17 protein-coding genes, 1 tRNA gene and 1 pseudogene are annotated in these 20,890 nt (G+C 57.5%); 6 read left to right on the forward strand and 13 right to left on the reverse strand.

The features are described 5' to 3' along the window. Positions 1–57: 57 nt before the first annotated feature. From J5Y17_RS00615 to mutM, 7 genes are all read right to left on the reverse strand, one after another. Positions 58–678, reverse strand: a complete 621-nt coding sequence (locus tag J5Y17_RS00615) for a LysE family translocator (RefSeq protein ID WP_219783274.1) — start codon at positions 676–678, stop codon at positions 58–60. Continuing rightward, positions 675–1,784, reverse strand: a complete 1,110-nt coding sequence (gene recF, locus J5Y17_RS00620; RefSeq protein WP_219783275.1) for a DNA replication/repair protein RecF — start codon at positions 1,782–1,784, stop codon at positions 675–677. Before recF ends, J5Y17_RS00615 begins: the two co-directional genes overlap by 4 nt. Positions 1,785–1,818: 34 nt before the next feature. Further along, on the reverse strand, positions 1,819–2,937 hold the full coding sequence (gene dnaN / locus J5Y17_RS00625) for a DNA polymerase III subunit beta (protein ID WP_219783276.1): 1,119 nt from the start codon (positions 2,935–2,937) through the stop codon (positions 1,819–1,821). Positions 2,938–3,114: 177 nt separating this feature from the next. Then, positions 3,115–4,509 carry a chromosomal replication initiator protein DnaA gene (gene dnaA / locus J5Y17_RS00630; RefSeq protein ID WP_219783277.1) on the reverse strand — a complete coding sequence of 465 codons (1,395 nt, stop codon included), beginning with the start codon at positions 4,507–4,509 and terminating at the stop codon, positions 3,115–3,117. Positions 4,510–5,296: 787 nt separating this feature from the next. Further along, complete coding sequence (gene rpsT, locus J5Y17_RS00635) at positions 5,297–5,560, reverse strand: 30S ribosomal protein S20 (protein WP_219783278.1); 264 nt, start codon at positions 5,558–5,560, stop codon at positions 5,297–5,299. 177 nt (positions 5,561–5,737) lie between these two features. After that, positions 5,738–6,514 (reverse strand): enoyl-CoA hydratase, encoded by a 777-nt coding sequence (locus J5Y17_RS00640; protein WP_219783279.1) that lies wholly within the window; start codon positions 6,512–6,514, stop codon positions 5,738–5,740. Positions 6,515–6,573: 59 nt separating this feature from the next. Then, a complete protein-coding gene (mutM, locus tag J5Y17_RS00645) occupies positions 6,574–7,425 on the reverse strand; it encodes a bifunctional DNA-formamidopyrimidine glycosylase/DNA-(apurinic or apyrimidinic site) lyase (RefSeq protein WP_219783625.1) in 852 nt (283 codons plus the stop codon). A gap of 87 nt (positions 7,426–7,512) precedes the next feature. On the opposite strand from mutM, the gene ubiE reads away from it, so the two are divergent. Together ubiE and ubiB are read left to right on the forward strand one after the other, a co-directional pair. Beyond that, on the forward strand, positions 7,513–8,262 hold the full coding sequence (gene ubiE / locus J5Y17_RS00650; protein WP_219783280.1) for a bifunctional demethylmenaquinone methyltransferase/2-methoxy-6-polyprenyl-1,4-benzoquinol methylase UbiE: 750 nt from the start codon (positions 7,513–7,515) through the stop codon (positions 8,260–8,262). Then, positions 8,262–9,797, forward strand: a complete 1,536-nt coding sequence (gene ubiB, locus J5Y17_RS00655) for a 2-polyprenylphenol 6-hydroxylase (protein ID WP_219783281.1) — start codon at positions 8,262–8,264, stop codon at positions 9,795–9,797. The genes ubiE and ubiB overlap by 1 nt, the downstream gene beginning before the upstream one ends. On the opposite strand, the gene J5Y17_RS00660 is transcribed toward ubiB, so the two are convergent. The 3 genes from J5Y17_RS00660 to J5Y17_RS00670 all read right to left on the reverse strand — a co-directional run bounded on the left by J5Y17_RS00660 (position 9,784) and on the right by J5Y17_RS00670 (position 13,491). Next, positions 9,784–10,635, reverse strand: coding sequence for an aminoglycoside phosphotransferase family protein (locus J5Y17_RS00660; protein WP_219783282.1), 852 nt, complete (start codon positions 10,633–10,635; stop codon positions 9,784–9,786). The two genes, ubiB and J5Y17_RS00660, sit on opposite strands and share 14 nt — an antisense overlap. A gap of 66 nt (positions 10,636–10,701) precedes the next feature. Further along, entirely contained in the window at positions 10,702–11,394 is a 693-nt protein-coding gene (locus J5Y17_RS00665; RefSeq protein ID WP_219783283.1) for a flagellar hook capping FlgD N-terminal domain-containing protein, read from the reverse strand. A 12-nt stretch (positions 11,395–11,406) separates the two neighbouring features. Further along, complete coding sequence (locus J5Y17_RS00670; protein ID WP_219783284.1) at positions 11,407–13,491, reverse strand: flagellar hook-length control protein FliK; 2,085 nt, start codon at positions 13,489–13,491, stop codon at positions 11,407–11,409. Between the two features lie 104 nt (positions 13,492–13,595). On the opposite strand from J5Y17_RS00670, the gene J5Y17_RS00675 reads away from it, so the two are divergent. After that, positions 13,596–13,886 (forward strand): rod-binding protein, encoded by a 291-nt coding sequence (locus J5Y17_RS00675; protein WP_219783285.1) that lies wholly within the window; start codon positions 13,596–13,598, stop codon positions 13,884–13,886. Then, complete coding sequence (locus tag J5Y17_RS00680; protein WP_219783286.1) at positions 13,873–14,226, forward strand: hypothetical protein; 354 nt, start codon at positions 13,873–13,875, stop codon at positions 14,224–14,226. The genes J5Y17_RS00675 and J5Y17_RS00680 overlap by 14 nt, the downstream gene beginning before the upstream one ends. Positions 14,227–14,449: 223 nt before the next feature. Here J5Y17_RS00680 and J5Y17_RS19120 read toward each other — a convergent pair. Next, a pseudogene (locus tag J5Y17_RS19120) lies at positions 14,450–14,545 on the reverse strand (chemotaxis protein MotB); the annotation flags it as partial. 218 nt (positions 14,546–14,763) lie between these two features. On the opposite strand from J5Y17_RS19120, the gene J5Y17_RS00685 reads away from it, so the two are divergent. Together J5Y17_RS00685 and J5Y17_RS00690 are read left to right on the forward strand one after the other, a co-directional pair. Next, positions 14,764–16,101, forward strand: coding sequence for an efflux RND transporter periplasmic adaptor subunit (locus tag J5Y17_RS00685; protein WP_219783287.1), 1,338 nt, complete (start codon positions 14,764–14,766; stop codon positions 16,099–16,101). Beyond that, positions 16,098–19,211, forward strand: coding sequence for an efflux RND transporter permease subunit (locus tag J5Y17_RS00690; RefSeq protein ID WP_219783288.1), 3,114 nt, complete (start codon positions 16,098–16,100; stop codon positions 19,209–19,211). Before J5Y17_RS00685 ends, J5Y17_RS00690 begins: the two co-directional genes overlap by 4 nt. 31 nt (positions 19,212–19,242) lie before the next feature. Here the strand turns inward: J5Y17_RS00690 and J5Y17_RS00695 are convergent. Next, a tRNA-Thr gene (locus tag J5Y17_RS00695) sits at positions 19,243–19,318 on the reverse strand. Positions 19,319–19,386: 68 nt separating this feature from the next. Beyond that, positions 19,387–20,877, reverse strand: coding sequence for a heme biosynthesis protein HemY (locus J5Y17_RS00700; protein WP_219783289.1), 1,491 nt, complete (start codon positions 20,875–20,877; stop codon positions 19,387–19,389). Positions 20,878–20,890 lie beyond the last annotated feature (13 nt).

Consider the following 20,890-nt stretch of genomic DNA (forward strand, 5'->3'; position numbering starts at 1 on the left):
CGCGAATGACACGGAAAAAGAGTGGGAAAACGCCGGGTCACGTCGCTCGGATTCGGATCACACGAAGGGCAGGATGAGCGCCACAAAAATTAGGAGGGAGCCAGCAGAGATATTCATCCGCCGCAGGGCCTGTGGCGAGGTCATGATTTTGCGCACCGCACCGACGGAAGCCCCCAAAATGAGGTTGCCGACCAGCGGGATCACCGCGGAAATCGCACAGATCGCAACTATGTCGGAGACGGTGAGGCTGGAGAGGTCAAAAAAGCCGGGCAGAAAACCCATGTAGAACAGGATTGCCTTAGGATTGCCGAGGATCACCACCAGTCCGGCAACAAATCCGGCCCACATGCCGGGGCGCGTTAGGCGACTGTCGGCTGCGATTTGCTTGTCGGCATTGCGGATCAGCAAGGCCCCCATCACCAGAAACATCACCACAGCAACCCAGCGCAGGACGGTCAGGAACCCGTCGAATTCCGAGACGATCCACGACACACCCAAGATCGCCAAAAGCGACCAGAGCACGTCCCCGATAACAACGCCCAAGGCCAAGGGCCAAGCCGCATTGAACCCGCCCGAAAGCGCGCGCGCCAACATCGCCAGCCACACCGGACCGGGCGTCAAAAACAGGATCAAAAGCGCGAAGGCATACAGCCCGAGATCGCCGGGAGTGATTGTCATATCCGTTCTTTCACATTGGAGCTTCCGCCCTCGTCCGACACCTCATAGGCGGCGGCGCGAGACCCGAGCTCTGCGAATAATTCCGGCCCCGTGCCGGTCATAAAAGCCTGCGCGCCTAAGGCGCAAATCTCATCGTAAAGCGCCGCGCGACGATCCGCGTCAAGATGCGCGGCCACCTCATCGAGCAAAAAGATCGGCGCGGCGCCAAAATCCTCTGCCAGCGCACGTCCATTGGCGAGAATAAGCGAGATCAAAAGCGCCTTTTGTTCCCCCGTCGAACATTGATCCGCAAGCACGTCTTTGGCGCTGTAGACGCCCTCAATGTCAGCACGATGCGGACCGACCAGGGTGCGGCCCGCCGCCAGATCGCGCGGTCGCCCATCTTGGAAAGCCGCCAAAAGATCACTCTGAGTTTCCGGCAAATCCATACCGTCAGACGATTTCAACGCAAGCGCCGCGGAGGGAAAAGCGGTCTCCGCCCCCTCCTGCGCCTGCGCGATGCGCTCAAGCGCCGTCAGCCGGTTCTTCATGATCGCTGCGCCATGCTCGGCCATTTGCGCCTCAAGTGCTGCGTACCAATGCGCATCGCGCACCATGTCTTTGAGCAGACGATTGCGCTCTCGCATGGCCTTCTCATAGGCCAGAACCACCTCCGCATGACGCGGCTCGAAACTCATCACCATACGGTCCAGAAACCGCCGCCGCCCTTCGGGCGCTTCGATCCAAAGCCTGTCCATCGCGGGGATCAGCCAGACCACACGCGCTACACGGCCCAACGCCACCTGTGCCGCCGCCTTGCCGTCGATTTTCACAGAGCGCGACGTACCGCTTTCCGCCCAGGTTTCCAGCTCATGAAATTGATGCAGCGAGTGCAGATCAGCGCGGATTTTCCAGCCCAAAGCCTCAGGCTTGCGCGCAATCTCGTAGGGACTGGCCCGCCTTAGCCCGCGCCCCGGGGACAAGAGCGACACCGCTTCGAGAATATTGGTTTTCCCCGCGCCATTCGGCCCCCAAATGGCGACAGGCCGCCCGTCCAACTCGAGACGCGCGGCCCTGTGAGAGCGAAAATGCGACAGGCTCAGCTCTTCTATGAACAGGCCGCCCATCTCTTCCCTCTGGTCTTCTTCTTGGCAGAAATACTCACACCCGCATTGGCATGACGACATAGACGGCGGAGGTGTCATTGCCTTCGCGCATCAGGGTCGGATCACCCGAGGAGTTGAACAGGAACACCGCATTCTCGCGATCGACCTGCGAGGCAATCTCAAGCAAGTATTTGGCATTAAAGCCGATTTCCAGACGCTCGTCGTTATAGGCGACAGCCAGCTCTTCCTCAGCGGCCCCACTGTCGGGGGCATTCACAGAAAGCGTCAGCTTGTCTTCGTCCAGCGTCAGTTTGACGGCACGCGAGCGTTCGGAGGACACGGTGGCCACACGGTCCACGGCCTTGGCAAACTCGGCAGCATCAACTTCGAGCTTGCGGGTGTTTCCGACCGGGATCACGCGGGTGTAATCGGGGAAGGTGCCGTCGATGACTTTCGACGTCAGAGTGATCTCCGGCGTTGCAAAGCGAATTTTCGCCTCGGACACGGAGACCGCGATCATCATGTCATCATCGTCGAGCAGTTTGCGCAATTCGCCCACGGTTTTGCGCGGCACGATCACACCCGGCATCTCGGAGGCCTCAGGCGGCAGATCAGCATCAATGCGCGCTAGACGGTGACCATCGGTCGCCACACAGCGAAGCGCACGGCCATTTTCGCTGTCGGCGATATGCATATAGACGCCGTTCAGGTAATACCGCGTTTCTTCGGTCGAGATCGCGAATTTCGATTTGTCGAACAGCCGGCGCAGGACCGGCGCCGCGACGGCAAAATTGCTGTCGTATTCGGCGGAGGCCATGACCGGGAAGTCTTCTTTCGGCAAAGTTGCCAATGAAAAGTTCGACCGGCCCGCTTCGACGGTCAGGCGGCCATTGGCGCCATCGTCGGTGAGCTGAACCATCGCGCCGTCCGGCAGTTTGCGGACAATCTCGTGGAGCGTCACGGCGGAGACCGTGGTGGCGCCCGCGCGTTCAACCATGGCGGCACATTTGTCCACCACTTCGATGTCCAGATCGGTCGCGCGGAAGGAAACGGTGTCGCCCTCGGCCTCGATCAGAACGTTGGCCAGGATCGGAATGGTGTTCCGGCGCTCGACAACAGATTGCGCCTGACCGACGGCTTTCAAAAGCGTGCCGCGTTCGATGCTGATTTTCATACCACCCTCGTATGTCTCATGAGCCGGGGCGTTGAAGGTAAACGATCCATCGCCGGGCGCAATAGTTTGTTTGGTTGTGACTGTGTGGTGAACGATCCGGATCGTCAAGAGACGCAGACACCGCCGAGAACGATTGTCTTGGCGGTGCAGCGTATTGGACTCAATTTAAGGGCCGGATCAGGCCTCAAGCGTGCGGCGCAGCATTTCCAGATCGTCGGCGATCTGACTGTCGGTGCCTTTGAGCTCTTCGATCCGTTTCACGCCATGCATGACCGTAGTGTGATCGCGACCACCGAAACGGCGACCGATTTCCGGCAAGGACCGCGTAGTCATGTGTTTCGCGAGATACATCGCGACCTGACGCGGGCGCGCAATGGAGCGCACGCGCTTCGGGCCGATCATATCCGAAAGGCGGATGGCGTAATGCTCGGAGACTTTACGCTGGATCTCTTCGACGGTCACCTTACGCTCGGAAGCTTTAAGAATATCGGCGAGACATTCCTGAGTCAGATCGAGGTCGATCTCGCGACCAACGAGCGAAGCAAAGGCAAACAGACGCATCAGCGCGCCTTCGAGCACACGGACGTTGGTCGAAATGCGATGCGCAAGGAATTCCAGCACACCATCTGCGAATTTAAGCTCCGGGTATTGCGCGCGGTAGCTTTCAGCCTTGGTTTGCAGCACGCCGAGACGCAATTCGTAGTCGGTCGGGTGCAGGTCTACGACCAAACCGCATTGCAGACGCGATTTGATCCGGTCCTCAAGCCCCTGAATTTCCCCCGGCGCACGGTCGGCGGAAATGATGATCTGTTTGTTCTGGTCCACCAGCGCGTTGAAGGTGTGGAAGAACTCTTCTTGGGTCGAATCCTTACCCGCGATGAATTGCACGTCATCGACCATGAGCACATCGACAGAGCGGAAAATCTGTTTGAAATCGATCATCTGACGATCCCGCAGCGCCTGGACGAAGCGATACATAAATTGCTCGGCAGAGAGATAGAGCACGCGCAGGGACGGGTCGCGATCGCGGATTTCATGGGCGATGGCGTGCATCAGGTGGGTCTTACCAAGGCCAACACCGCCGTAGAGGAACAGAGGGTTAAAGGTCACCGGACCGCCCTCGGCGACACGGCGCGCGGCCGCATGAGCCAATTCGTTCGGCTTACCGACAACGAAATTGTCAAAGGTGAACCGCGGGTCGAGCGGCGCACCAGGCAGGTCCTCTGCGGGTGTGTCCTGAACCTGTGGCTCCACGGCTTTTTGCGGCGCCGGAGCGGCAGCTTCGGCCTTGGGCGCAGGCGCCTCAGAAGCGGGTGCGGCGGGGGTCTTGTGCGGCTCGACCTTGAACTCCACACGGGACGCCGGCGCATTCGCGGCCTTCAGATGAATCAGAATGGTTTCCGAAAAATTGCGCGACACCCAGTTCGCCATAAAGCTCGTCGGGACGGAAAACACCGCGACCCCGTTATCGACTTTTTTCAATTCCAGCGGCTCGATCCAGTTTGCGTAGTTGTTGCGGCCCACGCTTTCGAGAAGTTGCTGCTTAACACGTCCCCACGTATCGTTTTTCATTTTCTTTTTTCGACCCATTATCGATATTCGTTATCGTTTTTATTCACGCCAACAAATCGCTGACGACGGACCTTTGCGGTTTCCCGCACAGATCACGGCTCGTGCTTTTCCTGTCGCCTTGGGTCGGCGGGACGAAAAAAGGTATCGGCCACGCGACGCCCTCACAAGTCGCATGATCGCCGAAACCGGCCCTTATCAGATCGCACCTCGCCCAGTGCCGATCACTCATCAAAGACCTCACTCTTCGATGTCACGGCTTTCAAGACGACGGCACGGGTATTTTGGACAGACCAGACCTTTCCCTCGCAAATAAAGGCGAGATCAGGACCGGACAGCTTTCCCCCGGATACCCCTATCCGAGAAACAGCCCCAGGATCGTGCAGCAAAAACATATCCAGGGGAGCGGCAGAGCTTCCCTGAAAGTCTGTATGTCTCAGCGACACGATTCCTGAATGTCCCCCCAAGACGACGTGAATCGCATAGGCAAGCTAGCAACCCGGTCGGGAGAGTCGCAATCTATCTTCGCGCTTGACTCTGTCTTTACGAAAACCGAATCCAAATTCTTCAATAACTGCCCATGTTAGCGTGGCGAATTTGCCTCATTCGCCCCGCCTCTTCCGCCCGGAGCGATTTGAGGAATTGCCGATATAGATGCGGATTTGCTAGCCGCGATTCCCCGCAGGGATTCGCCCCCGAGTCAGCATGAATTTGCCGCAAATTGCGCAAAATTTGACATAAAAAAACGCGCCCTGAGGCGCGTTTCTCTATTCTTATCAAGTCTCTGGACTTAGCCGATCGCTTTGACACGAGCAGCAAGACGGGAGATTTTGCGCGATGCGGTGTTCTTGTGAACAACGCCTTTGGTCACGCCGCGCATCAGCTCGGGCTGAGCGGCTTGCAGAGCGGCTTTCGCTGCGGCCTGATCGCCAGAAGCAATTGCTTCTTCGACTTTGCGCAGGAAGGTGCGGATGCGGGAACGACGGGCTTTGTTGACGTCGTTGCGACGGTCAGCCTGACGGGCGCGTTTTTTGGACTGGGGCGAATTCGCCATGGGATATTCCTCTTCGAGGTCGTGTTACAATTTCGATTGCGTGAACGGCCTCGCCACCCTTTCGGGGAGGATCATCATAGCCTAAGCGGGCTCCACACGCATGTAAGGCGTCCCTTTAGGCGAGAATCGTACAAAAGGAAAGCCTGTTTTTGATCTCTCGCCCGATCAGAGCCGAGATCACTTGTCGCGGAACTGCGGCGCACGCTTTTCGGCGAAAGCGGCCATGCCCTCTTTCTGGTCTTCGGTGGCGAACAAGCCCTGAAAGCTGGTGCGCTCGAACCGGATGCCTTCGGCCAGCGTCAGCTCATAAGACCGTTTCACCGCCTCTTTCGCGGCCGCCACGGAAATCGCGCTCTTCTCGGCAATCTTGTCGGCGACAGAGAGCGCCTCTTCGACCAGCTTCTTGGCGGGCACGACACGGGAGACAAGGCCCGCGCGCTCGGCCTCTTCGGCCTCCATGAACCGTCCGGTCAGGATCATCTCCATGGCTTTCGATTTGCCGACAAACCGCGTCAGGCGCTGTGTGCCGCCGATGCCCGGAATGATGCCAAGGTTGATCTCTGGCTGGCCGAATTTGGCGTTGTCGGCGGCAATGATGAAATCGCACATCATCGCCAATTCGCATCCCCCGCCCAGCGCATAGCCCGCCACCGCCGCGATCACCGGTTTGCGCGTCGCGTTGATGCGGTCGGCGTCATCGGCGAAGAGCCGTTCGTTGGCCATATCTGCGTAGCATTTCTCCGACATCTCCTTGATGTCAGCCCCGGCGGCAAAGGCCTTTTCCGAGCCAGTGATGACGATGGCGCGCACTTTCGGGTCGAGATCGGCCTTACCCAAAGCATCGGCCAGCTCCGACAGCAATTCGGAATTGAGCGCATTGAGCGCCTCCGGTCGGTTCAGCCGGATCAGTTCGACACTGTCCTTGATCTCGATAAGAAGCGTTTTGTAGGCCATTGCGCCCTCCGGTTCTGGTCGTGTCTGGCAGTCCTAACAGCTACACCCCTCGGATCAAGTCATCTTTGACAGCTTGGACAAAAGAAGCTGGAACGGCCGGATTGCGTGATCCTTTTGACAACAGATGCACAATCCGGCGCCACACAGGGTTGACCCTCGCGGCCGTAGACCCGAAAATTATGTTGGAAATAGCCAAGCTCGCCGTCGGCCTGGCGAAAATCCTTGAGCGACGATCCCCCGGCTTCGATGGCCTCCAGAAGCACCTCCCGGATGATCGGCACGAGTGTGGCAATCCGCGCGTCGGAAATCCGCGACACTTTGCGCGCCGGGTGGATGCCCGCGCGGAACAGCACTTCGCAGACGTAAATATTGCCCAGCCCCGCGACCACATGCTGATCCAGAAGCGCCGATTTGATCGGGGTGTTTTTGCCTTTCAGCTTGGCGATCAAGTGATCCTCGCTGAAGGCATTGCCCAGAGGTTCCGGCCCGAGTTTGGCCAGCAAAGGATGCGCAGCCTCCTCCCCGGTCGCCATCATATCCATCGCCCCGAACCGCCGCGGATCGTTGAACGTCACCCGCGCGCCGTTTTCCATGTGAAACACCACATGGTCATGCTTTTCCAACGCCGGGTGATCATGCACGAACTGCCCCAAGGGATCGCCAGATACCGTCATCCGCCCGGACATGCCGAGGTGAATGAGCAAGGTTTCCGCCGTATCCAAATCGGCAAGGATATATTTCGAGCGCCGTCGAAGCCGCTCAACCCGCGCACCCGTGAGCCGTTCCGCCATACGCTCCGGGAAGGGCCAGCGCAGATCTGGCCTATTCACGTCCGCCTGCGTGATCCGCACCCCCGCCATCGAGGGCTCCAACCCGCGACGAACCGTCTCGACCTCTGGCAATTCCGGCATTTTGGCCCCTTCGCTTTGCGACATGCGATTGTCACGCCCGATGTGAGCCCTATAAGAAGGGTAAGTTTCGAGAAAGGTTCAAGAGCGATGAGCGAGAACGGCAAAACCACCCATTTCGGTTTCAAAGATGTGGCCGAGGATCAGAAAGCCGGGATGGTGCATGGGGTGTTTACCTCCGTCGCGTCGAAATACGACATCATGAACGATGTGATGTCGATGGGCATTCACCGGGTCTGGAAAGACGCGATGATGGATTGGCTGGCGCCGCGCCCCAATCAGCACTTGCTCGATGTGGCGGGTGGCACGGGCGATATTTCATTTCGCTTCCTGAAACGGGCGCCGGGGGCGACCTCCGTCGTTTTGGACATGACTGAGTCGATGCTGGTCGAGGGGCGCAAACGCGCCGAGGCCGAACAGATGGCCGAAAGCCTGCAATGGGTGACCGGCGATGCGATGAAGCTGCCGTTCGAGGACAACCAGTTCGACGTTTACACGATCTCCTTCGGCATCCGGAACGTGACCCGCATCCCCGATGCGCTCTCCGAAGCCTACCGCGTGTTGAAGCCCGGCGGGAGGTTGATGGTTCTGGAATTTTCACAGCTCCCGAACCCGATGATGCAAAAGGCCTACGATCTCTATTCCTTCAACGTCATCCCGCGCATGGGTCAGGCGATTGCGGGCGATTATGACAGCTATCAGTATCTGGTGGAGAGCATCCGAAAGTTCCCGGATCAGGATACATTTGCGCAGATGATCAAAACCGCCGGATTTTCGAACGTTAAGTATCGTAATTTGACGATGGGTATCGCGGCCTTGCACTCTGGGTGGAAACTCTGATGCGCGGACCTCACAACATTTGGCGGCTGATCCGCACTGGCGCGACCATGGAGCGTACAGGTGCCATGACGCAGGCGATGGATGCGCTCGATGCGCCCAAAGCCTTTCGCATTTTGGCGCGCACCGTGGTCTGGCCGTTTCAATGGTTGGGCTATAAGGGCGACCCCGAGCAACCGCCTTTAACACGCGCCCTGACAGCCTTGGGGCCAGCTTACATCAAATTCGGGCAGATTTTGTCGACCCGACCGGATGTGGTGGGCGCCGATCTCGCCAAGCAGTTGCAAGTGCTTCAGGACCGCATGCCACCGTTTCCACGAGAGGCTGCGATCAAGACCGTCGAAACCGAGTTGGAAGCGCCGATTTCCGAGCTGTTCTCGGAGTTTTCCGAACCCGTCGCCGCCGCCTCTATCGCGCAGGTGCACAAGGCCGTGCGCGCCGACACCGGCCAAGCTGTCGCGGTCAAAGTCCTGCGTCCCGGCATCGAGCGCGCCTTTCGCACCGATGTGGACGCCTTCTACCTGATCGCCTCGCTGATCGAGAAGCTCTCCCCCGCTTCGCGACGGCTGCGCCCGACCGAAGTCATCGCGCATTTCGAAGGCGTGGTGCATGGCGAGCTGGACCTGCGCTTGGAGAGCGCCTCCGCCTCGCAATATGCCGCCAACACGGCGGATGACGAAGGCTTCTCAGTGCCTGCCGTCGAATGGGGCCTGTCGTCCAAACGAGTAATGACGCTCGAATGGGTGGACGGTATCACCGCCTCCAATGTCGATGACATCACCGCAGCCGGGCACGATCTGTCCGTCCTCGGGCCGCGCGTATTGCAAATGTTCCTGACCCACGCGTTGCGCGATGGTTTTTTCCACGCCGACATGCATCAGGGCAACCTCAAGATCGCGCCCAACGGCGAAATTATCGCCTTGGATTTCGGCATCATGGGGATGCTCGATGAGTATACACGACGTGTTTACGCAGAGATTTTGTACGGATTTATCAAACAAGACTACAAACGCGTGGCGGAGGTTCACTTCGAAGCCGGCTATGTTCCGGCCGACCAGGACGTGGATGAGTTCGCCCGTGCGCTGCGTGCCGTAGGCGATCCAATCTTTGGCATGGATGCCACTCGCATCTCCATGGCGCGGCTTTTGTCTTATCTGTTTGAAGTGACTGAACGCTTCGGGATGCAGACCCGCACGGAATTGATCCTGTTGCAGCGCACGATGGTGGTGGTCGAGGGCGTCTCGCGATCACTCGATCCGCATATCAACATTTGGGAAGTCTCAAAACCGGTGGTCGAGGAGTATATCAAGGCCAACATCGGCCCCCGCGCCCTGACACGCGATTTGTTGAACACGGCGCGGGTGCTGTCGCGGTTTGGGCCGCGCTTGCCACAACTGGCAGAGGCGCTGTTGATCTCTCAAAACAAAGAATCGGAAAAACCCGCCAAGCAGAGCAATCGCTGGCAGGTGCTCTGGCTTCTTCTGGGGGGCGCCGTCTCCGCGGGGCTAGGCGCCGCAGCGATACTTATATTCGGCTAAGCTCCGCCTCGAACGCGTTCTCATAAACCGCTTCGCCGTGTGCCGCTTTCCAGGCGCAGTAGGCCGCCATACGCCAATGGTAGAAAGGTTTGAGCGCGAGATAACGCTCGATAACGTCCGCATCGGGATAAGCCAGCAGGGCCTCCCTTTCTTGCGATGACGTGAGAGCCCCTGCGCCGTAAACGACATGCATCGCCGGGGAGAGCGCTATGGCGAGATCGGCGGTGGCGTCCCCCGTCGCGGGACATTGCCAATCTATCATGCAGCGGGTGTCTCCATCAGCCAACACATTGGCGGGTACAGGATCGCCGTGCAGGAAAACATTTGGCCCGGAGGGAACATCCTTTAGTCCCGGCGCGCATTTACTCAACCTCTTGGCGCGGTCAGTCGCAATCCTCTCCAAGAACTTTTGACCATCACGCAAAAGAGCTTTCGGGTTGATCTCTAGGTGTCTCAGCTTTGGGGCCGCGACCCCATGCAGGTTTGCAAGCAGTCGAATCGTCCCCGCATCTGTTTGAGGCGTGGGGCGCCCCACAACGTAGCGATAGATGAGGCACACACCTGCATCTGCGACGAAAGAGTTTTCAAAATCAGGGGCAAGACCCGTGCCGCCTAAAGCCTTGAGCGCTATGATTTCAGCGGTTGGGTCATTGGGAAACAGATGGTTCGCGCGTTCGGGATCAAACAGTTTGAAGACCCAGGACTCTCCACCAGATAGAAGCCGCCAAGACCGATTGCTTCGGCCGCCGGACAAGGCGCTCCATGTCTGATCCGCACCGTAAGTCTTCGACGCAAAAGAACGTAGCTCCTCCGGCGGGCCATCAGGATCTATTGTCAATTTCCGCGTCCCCGTAAAAGATCGTCACATCTAACGCGAGACGGTGAAAATCATCAAGTGCACGCCCTAATCCGCATCACGCAGTGCGGTCACATCGGAGGAGCCGATTTCGTTGCCACCTTCGAGCACGAGAATGATATCTCCACTGTCCGCGCGCGCCTCGATGATTTTGGAATAGCTCTCGACCGATGTCGTAGAAAGATAATCATCATTGTAATAGTTCTCGATTTCGAAGCTGTAGAGCCCCGCCTCAACTGGAGTGGCACCATTGACGGACCCCGCCCATTCAAAGGTCTTTTGCTTTGGATCGATCGGAACCTCTTGGACGACATTTCCATTCCTGTCACGGACAATCAAAACGGCTGAGTTGGCAGCCGTCGCGAAGTCCCCCGAGAGGCTCACTGGCGCGTTGCCATTAAAATAGGCCGCCGCTCCACTGCGCGCATCTTGGCCAACCCAGCCTGACAATTGTGAAAAGCCCATTAGACTGAGCTGAGAGGACAATTGTTCCAAAAGATCATTGGTCAAAACCGCCTGTTCGACCTCTGAGAATGTCGCCAATTGCACAGCATAGTCGGTCGACTCAATCGGATTGAGAGGATCCTGATTTTGCATCTGCACGGTCAGCATCGTCAAAAATGTTTCGAAATCCGCACTCATCATGGTGCTGGAGCCGGAGCTTTCTTTGGTGGATGCGCTTGACGTGTTCGCCGAAGGCGTTGTCGTTGCGGTGCTTGCCACGGCAATCGTGTTGGTCATCAAAGCCTCCTGTTAAAGCCGAATATCCATGCCAGAGCTGGCGCTCAAAGTGAGACGAACCGGGGCAGCGGCGATATGAGTGTTATCCTCGGAGAGATTTGTCGCATCACCCCCCCTGAAGCCGGGGGACTCGGACGAGGTGTCTTCATTCTGTGCGCCCTGATCAAAGCTTTCGAAACTGAACCCACTGTCGGCATATCCGAGGTCTTGGAATTCTGCGGCAAGGCTGTCGATATTGCGGCGTAAAAGGTCGAGCGTTTCAGGGCGCTCCGTCGCAATCACAACATGCATCGCACCACTTTCCGACATTTGGAAAGACAGGCGCACTTTGCCAAGCTCCTCTGGGCTCAACGTAATTTCAACAGGCCGATCAGGCAGTTGACGCGCCGCATCCGCGATTTGCATCGCAACCCGATGAGAGAGTTCAACCCGATTTGCCGCGCTTGTTGGAGAGGCGAATTCACGCGCAATCTGCTGGTCTTTAGAAGCGCCAGACAAGCTGGCCAATTCTTCCAAACCCTCCAAGCCTTCGGGTTTCTCGCCATTGGCAAAGATTGCTTCAGATGCTCTCACCGCAAGCCCTGAAGCCGGGCTTGGCTCTGACGTTTTCACTGTGATTTGCTCGGGCGGATCAGATGCTTCAGAGCCCTTATCGGACTTCGTTTGTTCCGCAGGGCCTCGCTCTATCTCGTGCTGTTCTGCGGGCGGCTCAGTGGTCGAAGCTAGTTCTGATTCAGGTTCAGAGCCAAGAGGTTTCGAAACGTCCTTGCGGCGCAGACCTTGGGGCAGTTCGTTCTCCAAGTCTGACTTAACGGCTGCCTCCGTCACTGGTGCTCCACCGGCCTGCACTTCAGGCTTGTCAGAGATTCCGTTTTTCAAAACGTAACTAAGAGCCGCATCCGGAGCCAATTGCGAAATGCCCGTCGTCATTGCCGCTTTGAGTGTCGTTTTGGGCTCGTCCGCTGCCTCAGAAATCCCACCTTTCTCCGGCATCGCAAGGTCCGGAGGCTGGCCAATGACGGGTTTGCGCATCTCCTTGCCGAAGGCCTCAACGCGCATCGTTTGATCTTGTGTCTCGAACTGAATGTTAGGGGCTGCCTCCCTCGCCCCCGAGGCTGTATCTGATGCCGCATCTTTCACCATACCGACAGGGGCCAAAGGGAGCTGTTTTGCGGTTTCATTGTCTTCGGACGCGAAAGGACCGAGCCCAATCATAGTGCTACCGTTTTGGGTAACGGGGAGGAATGTGGAGACATCACGCTTCTCTCCACGATTTTCTTGCTTGGTAATACGCGACCCAATTGCCTCGACACCATCCGTCTCGCCACGAGGCCCCGGATCGCCGACTCGCAAAGTCAATGCGTTCGCCGCTTCCGAAGCAAAGCTGACCCCAATGCTCGATTTCTGTTCAGGGAGCGCCTCACCGTTGAATTGGATCGCGGTCTCAAAATCGCCTGGATTGGATCTCGCAACTCCGTCTCCGGTCGCCCCCGACAATTTGGGCGAGGCGACCTCTGGAAAAGATTGTGGCACGGTGAAGGAATTTGATGCCACCGTAGCAACCTGCTGCTCAGACTCTTGCTTTGGGGTCGCCTGTTCAAAAATGCTCGCCTCGACATCAGGCGCGTCACCATCGAGATCAGATGTCTGATCCTCGCTTTCTGAAGCCTCACGCACCTCGACAATTGAGATTGGTTCCGCTTCAACTCCCTCAAGCAGCTGAATACCCGCGCTTGGACCCGGCATCTGTTGGGCCGAGAAATCTGTTTGCAGCTTGGACTGCCCGGCTTGTTCAAAAAAGGTCGTCACTTTCGGCACGACGTTCTCGGCTTTATCAGCGCCCGTGTCAGAAGCGTTCAGCGCATCCGTTGACTGGCTTCTACCTTCGGTACCGGCGCGCCAAAACACATCTTCAAACGATACCATACCAATTTTCTTTGCAGCATGAGCAACTGCACTATCAGTCATGGCAGATTGTGCCGCGGCTGCCTGGCTTTTCGCGATCACTCGCTCAACAGACTCCGGGACAGTGCGAAGTTGTGCGCCAGCGACATCAGTCGCCTGAAGATCAAAATTTAAAAATTGCATTTCTTGCATCCGGGATTTCTTTCGCCGTGATGCCAATATCCACGCAGAGGGTTACCGCTTCTTTACCGAATGGCGGTTAGGAGTCGAAAAATACATTGAATTGGAGCGACCCCATGTCTTTGACATCCATCAGTCCAGTCACTACCGCCAATACTCCGCAGATCACGTATGAGGAACAGATGCAGGAGGCGGCTGACAAGCTTGAAGCGGCCTTTCTCGCGGAAATGCTGAAAAGTGCGGGATTCGGTCAAACTCCCGAAACCTTTGGGGGCGGTTCTGGCGAGGATCAATTTTCGTCCTTTCTCGTTCAAGCCCAAGCCGAAAAAATGGTTGAAGCCGGGGGAATCGGCCTTTCCGAACAAATTTTCAATACCTTAAAGGAGAAATCCAATGGCTATTCTTGATGCATTTCGCCCAGTTTCCGCTCTGAAGGATTTGCTCGACAAAGAAAAGGAGGCCATTCTCAAGAGCGATTTTATCATGCTGCAGGGATTGGCCAAACCAAAAGAAAACCTGATGTCTCTGGTCGCAAAAACTCAGGTTCCAGCCGCGACGCTCAACACATTGGAAAAGCGCATTGCAAACAATCAACGCTTGCTAATGGCTTCGGCCAAAGGGATCAGAATGGCGCGTGAGCGGCTGATGTCTTTGAAATCACCTTCGCCCGAATTCAACACCTATGGGCCCGCTGGGACAACGACCTCAATGGTGCGTAAGTCATTAACTATGAAGAGAAAAGCGTGAGAAATTGCCCTTCTTTTGCCTCAAATTGAAAGCATCTCTCCAAGCCAGCTTAGGAAACTTTTAGCCTTTAAGCTCCAATGATCAGAGTGCATCCCGAGGGGGTGGCACGGTCGGCCGAAAGAGGTCATCCGTAATCAGTCAGAATGACGATCCTGAAACCGTCCGTGGGGCGGGTCTCAAAACTCATGCGACGCAAAATGCGTCCCTAGATCAAAGGAAATTATGCGATGGCCACCTTCCAGGCGCCGCCATGATGACCGCCGCCTACGATGACTTTCCTTTTCTTGATGATAATCGGAGCGTTCCCTTTCCCGCTCATACCACCACCTCATATTTCACCCGAAATCAGAGATAGCAGGGAGGAATAAACACCAACTTAACTTCTAAAATTGAATGAATATCGGCGAGAATCTTGTCTCGTGAGAGTGTGCTTCAACACTTGGTCTGAGACTGATCCGCCTCAATTTAAAAGGTGAGCTAGAATTTCGGCACAACCATGATATGCACGTATATGAAACTATATGGGGGTGGGATTTCATGGCCAAAGTCGGAACATTTGTCGCGCGGATCTTAATGGTCGGCCTCCCGACCACATTGGGTCTCGCTGCCGTCCTCTTTGCCGATGAGCTGCGCAAGCTGCCGCAGGCCAAAGAAACCAATCGGCCGCCCGCAATCGTGAGGGTGATCACCTTGGAGCCGATCGAACTGATCCCGCGCGTGACTGGGTACGGCACCGTAACACCGACACGGGAATGGCGTGCGATTGCGCGCGTTTCCGGCGAAATCATGGATATTGCCCCGAACCTCGCAGCGGGCGATCTCATCTCGAAAAATACCCAACTTTTCACTATCGACGACAGCGATCTGCGACTTGATCTGGCGAGTATCGAGGCACAGCTGGCTGCCTTTGAAGTCAAAACCGAGACGTTACAGGCCAGCCTCGAAATTGCGACCGCGGACTTGGCGTTGGCTCAGAGTGAACTCGCGCGTCAGGAACAGCTCCGCACGCAAGGCGTTGCGACGCAAACCGCGCTTGAAACCGCGCGTCGGGCGGAGTTGACCGCCCGCACGAAAGCGGTCGAGTATGAAAACCAGTTGAAATTGAACGCAGCAGAACGGGAAGTTCTATTGACGCAAAAAGCCTCTGTGTCCCGTGAGTTGGGATTCACGGACATTGCTGCGCCCTACGACATGCGGATCACTTCGGTGGCTTCGGACACAGGGCAATATGTGACGCAAGGCCAGGTTCTTTTGACCGGCGAAGGCATTGATGCGGTCGATATTGCCGCACAGTTTCCTTTGGGTCGGATCGGGCCCCTTTTGCGGCTCACAAAAACGCAGGTCACCGATCTAAAAGCCCGCGTCAGCCTACCCTTTGCCGATCATAACGTCACATGGAAAGCCACGGTCGCGAGGATAGGCGAGGCCATCGACAGCCCCACTCAGAACGCCCCTGTCGTTGTGCGCGTCGACATGCCTCAAGCCCAAAGTGCGGCAGGTGTGCGCCCTCCTTTGCGCAGCAATATGGTGGTGGCGGTCGATCTCATCGCCCCGAAAATAACGGCGCTAGTGGTGCCTGCCGAAGCGGTGAGTGCTGGCACGGCCTTAGTGGTGGCGGATGAAAAATTGGCAAAGCGTCAGGTCATCACCAGCTTTGTCTCCGGCGATCTGGCGGTGATCGAAAGCGGGTTGGAAGAGGGTGATCAGCTTGTCATCACCGACCCTTCGATTGCAGTGCCGGGCATGGCCGCGAAAGGCGTCGAGGATGAGGCCCGCAAGGCCGAAATCACGGCTTTGGCCATGGGACAGGTCCCCACGATGCCGAAGAAGCCCGGCGGCGGTCAGGGGGGTAAGGGTGCGGGGGCGCAACCATGATCGCGCTTTTCGCAGGCCATCGCACCGCCGCAAACATTCTGATGATCGCATTGGCCGGACTGGGGCTTTTGGCCCTGCCCAACCTGCAGCGCGATACCTTCCCGGTGACACCACCCTCCGAGGTGTCCGTGCGCATCACCTATCCGGGGGCGGCCGCCTCCGAGGTTGAAAGCGGCATCTGTACCGTGGCCGATCCGATGCTGATGAAGGTCGAAAACCTTTCAAAACTGACATGTCTTGCGCGGGAAAACGCCGCGCAAATCACGGTCGAGATGCTCGAAGGCGCAGATATGACGCGCTTTTACAATGACGTGAAAGACACGATCGACGGCATTTCCAGCTTCCCGGACAAGGCGGACGATCCGGTGACACAAATCGTGGAACGTGTCGCTTCCGTGTCCTCCGTCGCGATCACAGGACCCGATGACCCCGCCGTGCTCTATGCCTATGCGGAGGCGTTTGCGGATCGTTTGCGAAGAGATCCGAACATCTCCATGGTTGATGTGACGGGCTTTTCGGACCGCGAAATTGCGGTGGAAATTGACCCTGCCGAACTTGAGCGCTTTGGTCTCGATGTGACCCGTGTTGCAGCCCAATTAGCGCGCTATAGCCTCGATATGCCGGGCGGCACGCTTGAGAGTCCGTCACAAGACACAGCCATCCGATTTCTGGGTGAAAAGCGAACCGCTTATGAGTTGGCGCAGATCCCCCTGACCGGTTCGCGCACCGGGGGCGAGGTTCGTCTGGGTGATGTCGCAAAGATCAGCGCACAATTTGCTGACCCTTCAACAGCGACCTTTTTCAACGGACAACGCGCCGCGATTGTCGCCGTGCAAAAGACCAGCGCGCAGGATGCTCTTAAAGTCCGCGCCGCTTTGGATCACCAGATTGAGGCAGCGCAGGCCGAAGCCCCCGCAGGCATTCACCTCGCCATCTCGCAGGACTCCACCTCAAACATCACCGAACGCCTGCGCATCATCGGGGTGAATGGGATTCAAGGGTTGCTCCTCGTGCTCTTCACCATGTGGCTGTTCTTCGGTCTGCGCATGTCGTTTTGGGTCGCGATGGGGCTACCCGTCAGCTTTCTTGGCGCCATCTTCGCGATGCAGCTATTGGGCTATACAATCAACATGATGACCATGGTGGCGCTCTTGGTTGCGACCGGGCTTTTGATGGATGACGCCATCGTCATTGCCGAAAACATCGTACGGCGCCGTCAGGCCGGGGAAGACGCCAAAACCGCCGCCATCAACGGGGTGAAACAAGTGGGGCCGGGGGTGTTCGCCTCTTTCCTGACGACCGTGATGGTGATCGGGCCGCTGAGTTTTCTGAGCGGAAATATCGGCGCACTTTTGAAATACATTCCCATCGTGCTGTTGATCACTCTGACTGTCAGCCTGATCGAAGCCTTCCTGATCCTGCCGAACCACATGCGCCATTCCTTGGATCGCGACCTGCGTCCGGGGGCGGTCTCGCGTCGGGTGAATGCGCTATTCGATGGGCTCCGGGATCGCGTCGTCGTGCCTTTTGCGGAGCTTTGCCTCAGGTGGCGCTATCTGACGCTTGGTGGCGCGATCTTTCTGGTGCTTATGTCCCTATCGCTTTTCACCGGTGGGTTCTTGAAATATCAAAGCTTTCCCTCGCTCGAAAGTGACACCGTTGAAGCCCGGCTTTTGCTCTCCGAAGGCTCACCGCTTGCGCGCACGGAGGCACGTGTGGCCAAGGTCGCCAAGGCGCTTGAGCAATTGAGCGCGGAACTGACACCGGAGCAGCCGGACGGACAGCCCTTGGTGCAAAGCTACACGATCACATACGGCATGAACGCCGATACGCCTGCGAGTGGGCCGAATATGGCGACGATCAGCGCGGCCCTTTTGCCCGCCGGGACGCGGACAACACCAGTGGGCGAGGTTGTGGATCGCTGGAAACAGCTTTCCGGTCGAATGCCCGACATGGCGGCCTTTCGGATCACCGATAAGGAGCGCGGCGCAGGCGGAAAGCCCATCGACCTTTTAGTCGAAGGAGACAATCTAGATGATCTTGCCCTCACGGCCCGCGAACTGCGCCGGTTTTTCCGCGGGTTCGATGGGGTGCGGGACGTGACCTTTGATCTTCAGCCCGGCAAACCGGAACTGATCGTGCGAATGAAACCGACAGAAGCCAATCTGTTGGGAGTCACACCTCAAGCACTGGCCACCGAACTGCGTGCCGCGTTCCGAGGCGACAGTGCCGTCAGCTTTGCCGACCGCTACGGTCAGGTCGATATCGTTGCGCGCCTCGCGCCCACAGAACGGCGTAATCGCGAGGATGTCCTTGCTCTGCGCGTCCCCTCCAACAGCGGTGCGCGCGTGCCCCTCTCAGCGATTGCCGAGGTCACTGAGGGGCGGGGTTATTCCACCATCACCCATGTGAACGACACCCGCGCCGTCTCCGTTCAGGGCACGATCAATGCCTCTGTCGCCAATGCCCGCGAATTGATGGCCGCGATGCGCGCCGATTACCTGCCGCAGCTTGCCTCGACCCGTCCAAGCACCAAAATCATCGTTCTGGGCGAAGAGGAAGACACGGCCACGACCGGCGCCTCATTGGCGCGCAACGTCATGGTGGGCGCGATTGGGGTCTATTTGCTTTTGGCATTCTATATGTCGAGCTTCCTGCGCCCCGTTGCGGTCCTCATCGCCGTGCCGCTCAGCCTGATCGGAGTGATGTGGGGACATTGGGCGCTTGGCCTTGCGATCTCGCTGCCGAGCCTTGTCGGGCTTGCGACTTTGGCAGGCGTTGTGGTGAACAACTCGATCCTTTTGGATGGGTTTATCCTCGAACGCCGGCGCCACGGGGCCTCCATGATCGAAGCAGGCACAGCCGCCGTCCGTGATCGGTTTCGGGCGATTTTCCTGACGTCCCTGACCACGATTGTCGGGCTCGGACCTTTGCTGTTCGAAACCTCGACGCAGGCTCAATTTCTGCGCCCGATTGTGGCAAGCCTCGCTTTTGGTCTCAGTACAGCAACGCTCCTGTCGCTGTTCGTCACCCCGGCGGTTCTTGCCATCCTTGATGACTTTGGTCGTGCACGGGATCACAAAAATACGGACGAGACAGTCAGAGCATAAGGCTTTGATCGGACAGGTTTTGCATGAAAAGTGGTGCCGGTGATAGGACTCGAACCTACGACCCCATCATTACGAATGACGTGCTCTACCAGCTGAGCTACACCGGCACCTTTGCCGAAAGACGCGCTTTCGGCGTGAACGGGTCTTTATCACCCTCTTTCAGAGGTGTGTAGCCCTAATTTGCACCCTTTTCCGTTTCCTTTTCCTCCGCAGGGGTCACATCGACCATTGGGGCGGATTCTTCCGCGTCATCGTCATCGGAATCATCGGTCTCAACTGCAGGGTCCGGCATCGCGCCGACGATCATCGGAAGCATTTCCGTGCCTGCAGGCATCGCGACCTCGGAGTGAGTCGGTTTACGCCAGCTCAGCGTGTCGAAGCCACCGCATTGATCGCAGACTGGCGCCCATTCCGCATGGATGGTCTGACAATTGTCACAAACCCACTGCGGACCACGCGGCGCGGTCAATGCGCGCGTCAACCAGCCACGCACCACGACATCTTCGGCGCCTTCGCCACGCTCGATCGCGGCCAGAATCGTAAGGCTGCGGGCTGTCGGGTTGATCTCAGCCAGATCGCCCAGCGCTCTGCGTGCCGCCGGGAAATCTTCGGCAGCAATATAAAGCTCGGAGGCGAGCATTTTGCTTTCCGGGTTCTCAGGATGCACCTTGGTCAAGGCCGCAAAGCGTTTGATGCGTTGCTCCGGCGTTTCCTTCGGTTCGATCCGGGCGAAAGCTGCTGCAAGATCGGGGTGGGGCTGAGCTTCCCAAGCCTTCTTGATCACACGCGTGGCCTGACGTTGTTTGCCCTCCGCAACATATTCATCGGAGGCCATCACCGCAGCCGGGATCAAATCTGGAGACTTTTTATTGGCTTCAATCGCCGCTTCTCTGGACTCGATACTGGCGCCTTTCTCAAACACGCCCTTCGCCTGTGACAGCGCTAGAACAGCGTCGCGGCGTTTGTGCACGTCACGCGGAATTGCGCCGTGTTTCAGCTTGGCCGACAGCGTGGAGCGCGCGGCAGACCAATCACCTTTCTCGGCCTGGAGCCTGAGGAGAATGTCCTGCGTCTCGACATGTTTCGGCTTCAGAGCAAAGGCTTTTTCAGCCAGCTTCAGCGCGGTCGCCGTATCACCCTCTTCAAGCTTTTGCTTCATGATGCCTTGAACGCCAACAAACCGGGTGCGTTCGTCGGCCACCAACTGTTTAAAGGCGCGCTCGGCGGTAAGTTTATCGCCATTCATCACCGCGGCCTGTGCCTTCAATAGATTCGTCAGCTCAGGTTTCTGAAGATATTTTTCAGCCTTCGAAGCCTTAGCCAGCGCAAGACGGCCATCCCCAGAGGCCAGCGCCATCATGCCGTCCGTAACCGCCTCGATCCCCTTTTTCTCACGATTGCGGTCGAAATAGCGAGAGATCGCGGTTTCATCGCCAAGCAAGAACCGCGCGACGGCGACGAGAAGGCCCAGAAGTTTCAGCGCCACATAGATCGCAACGATCAGCGCGATCAGGGCCAGAACCGCCTTGAGCGGGGTCAGGGTGATTTCATAACTGCCAAAGGCAATCTGCGCGCCACCTTCAGTTTCCATCAACACCGTGCCACCATAGGCAAGCGCTGCAACAAGAATGACGAAAACAACGATTTTCACGAGGGACCAGAGCATATTTTTTCGCCTT

The sequence above is a fragment of the Celeribacter sp. PS-C1 genome, assembly GCF_019429625.1.
GTDB lineage: Bacteria > Pseudomonadota > Alphaproteobacteria > Rhodobacterales > Rhodobacteraceae > Celeribacter.

Coding starts and splice junctions, on each gene's coding strand:
- J5Y17_RS00615 (WP_219783274.1), bottom strand. CDS start 678: ATGACAATCACTCCCGGCGATCTCGGGCTGTATGCCTTCGCGCTTTTG.
- recF (WP_219783275.1), bottom strand. CDS start 1,784: ATGGGCGGCCTGTTCATAGAAGAGCTGAGCCTGTCGCATTTTCGCTCT.
- dnaN (WP_219783276.1), bottom strand. CDS start 2,937: ATGAAAATCAGCATCGAACGCGGCACGCTTTTGAAAGCCGTCGGTCAG.
- dnaA (WP_219783277.1), bottom strand. CDS start 4,509: ATGAAAAACGATACGTGGGGACGTGTTAAGCAGCAACTTCTCGAAAGC.
- rpsT (WP_219783278.1), bottom strand. CDS start 5,560: ATGGCGAATTCGCCCCAGTCCAAAAAACGCGCCCGTCAGGCTGACCGT.
- J5Y17_RS00640 (WP_219783279.1), bottom strand. CDS start 6,514: ATGGCCTACAAAACGCTTCTTATCGAGATCAAGGACAGTGTCGAACTG.
- mutM (WP_219783625.1), bottom strand. CDS start 7,425: ATGCCGGAATTGCCAGAGGTCGAGACGGTTCGTCGCGGGTTGGAGCCC.
- ubiE (WP_219783280.1), top strand. CDS start 7,513: ATGAGCGAGAACGGCAAAACCACCCATTTCGGTTTCAAAGATGTGGCC.
- ubiB (WP_219783281.1), top strand. CDS start 8,262: ATGCGCGGACCTCACAACATTTGGCGGCTGATCCGCACTGGCGCGACC.
- J5Y17_RS00665 (WP_219783283.1), bottom strand. CDS start 11,394: ATGACCAACACGATTGCCGTGGCAAGCACCGCAACGACAACGCCTTCG.
- J5Y17_RS00670 (WP_219783284.1), bottom strand. CDS start 13,491: ATGCAAGAAATGCAATTTTTAAATTTTGATCTTCAGGCGACTGATGTC.
- J5Y17_RS00675 (WP_219783285.1), top strand. CDS start 13,596: ATGTCTTTGACATCCATCAGTCCAGTCACTACCGCCAATACTCCGCAG.
- J5Y17_RS00680 (WP_219783286.1), top strand. CDS start 13,873: ATGGCTATTCTTGATGCATTTCGCCCAGTTTCCGCTCTGAAGGATTTG.
- J5Y17_RS00685 (WP_219783287.1), top strand. CDS start 14,764: ATGGCCAAAGTCGGAACATTTGTCGCGCGGATCTTAATGGTCGGCCTC.
- J5Y17_RS00690 (WP_219783288.1), top strand. CDS start 16,098: ATGATCGCGCTTTTCGCAGGCCATCGCACCGCCGCAAACATTCTGATG.
- J5Y17_RS00700 (WP_219783289.1), bottom strand. CDS start 20,877: ATGCTCTGGTCCCTCGTGAAAATCGTTGTTTTCGTCATTCTTGTTGCA.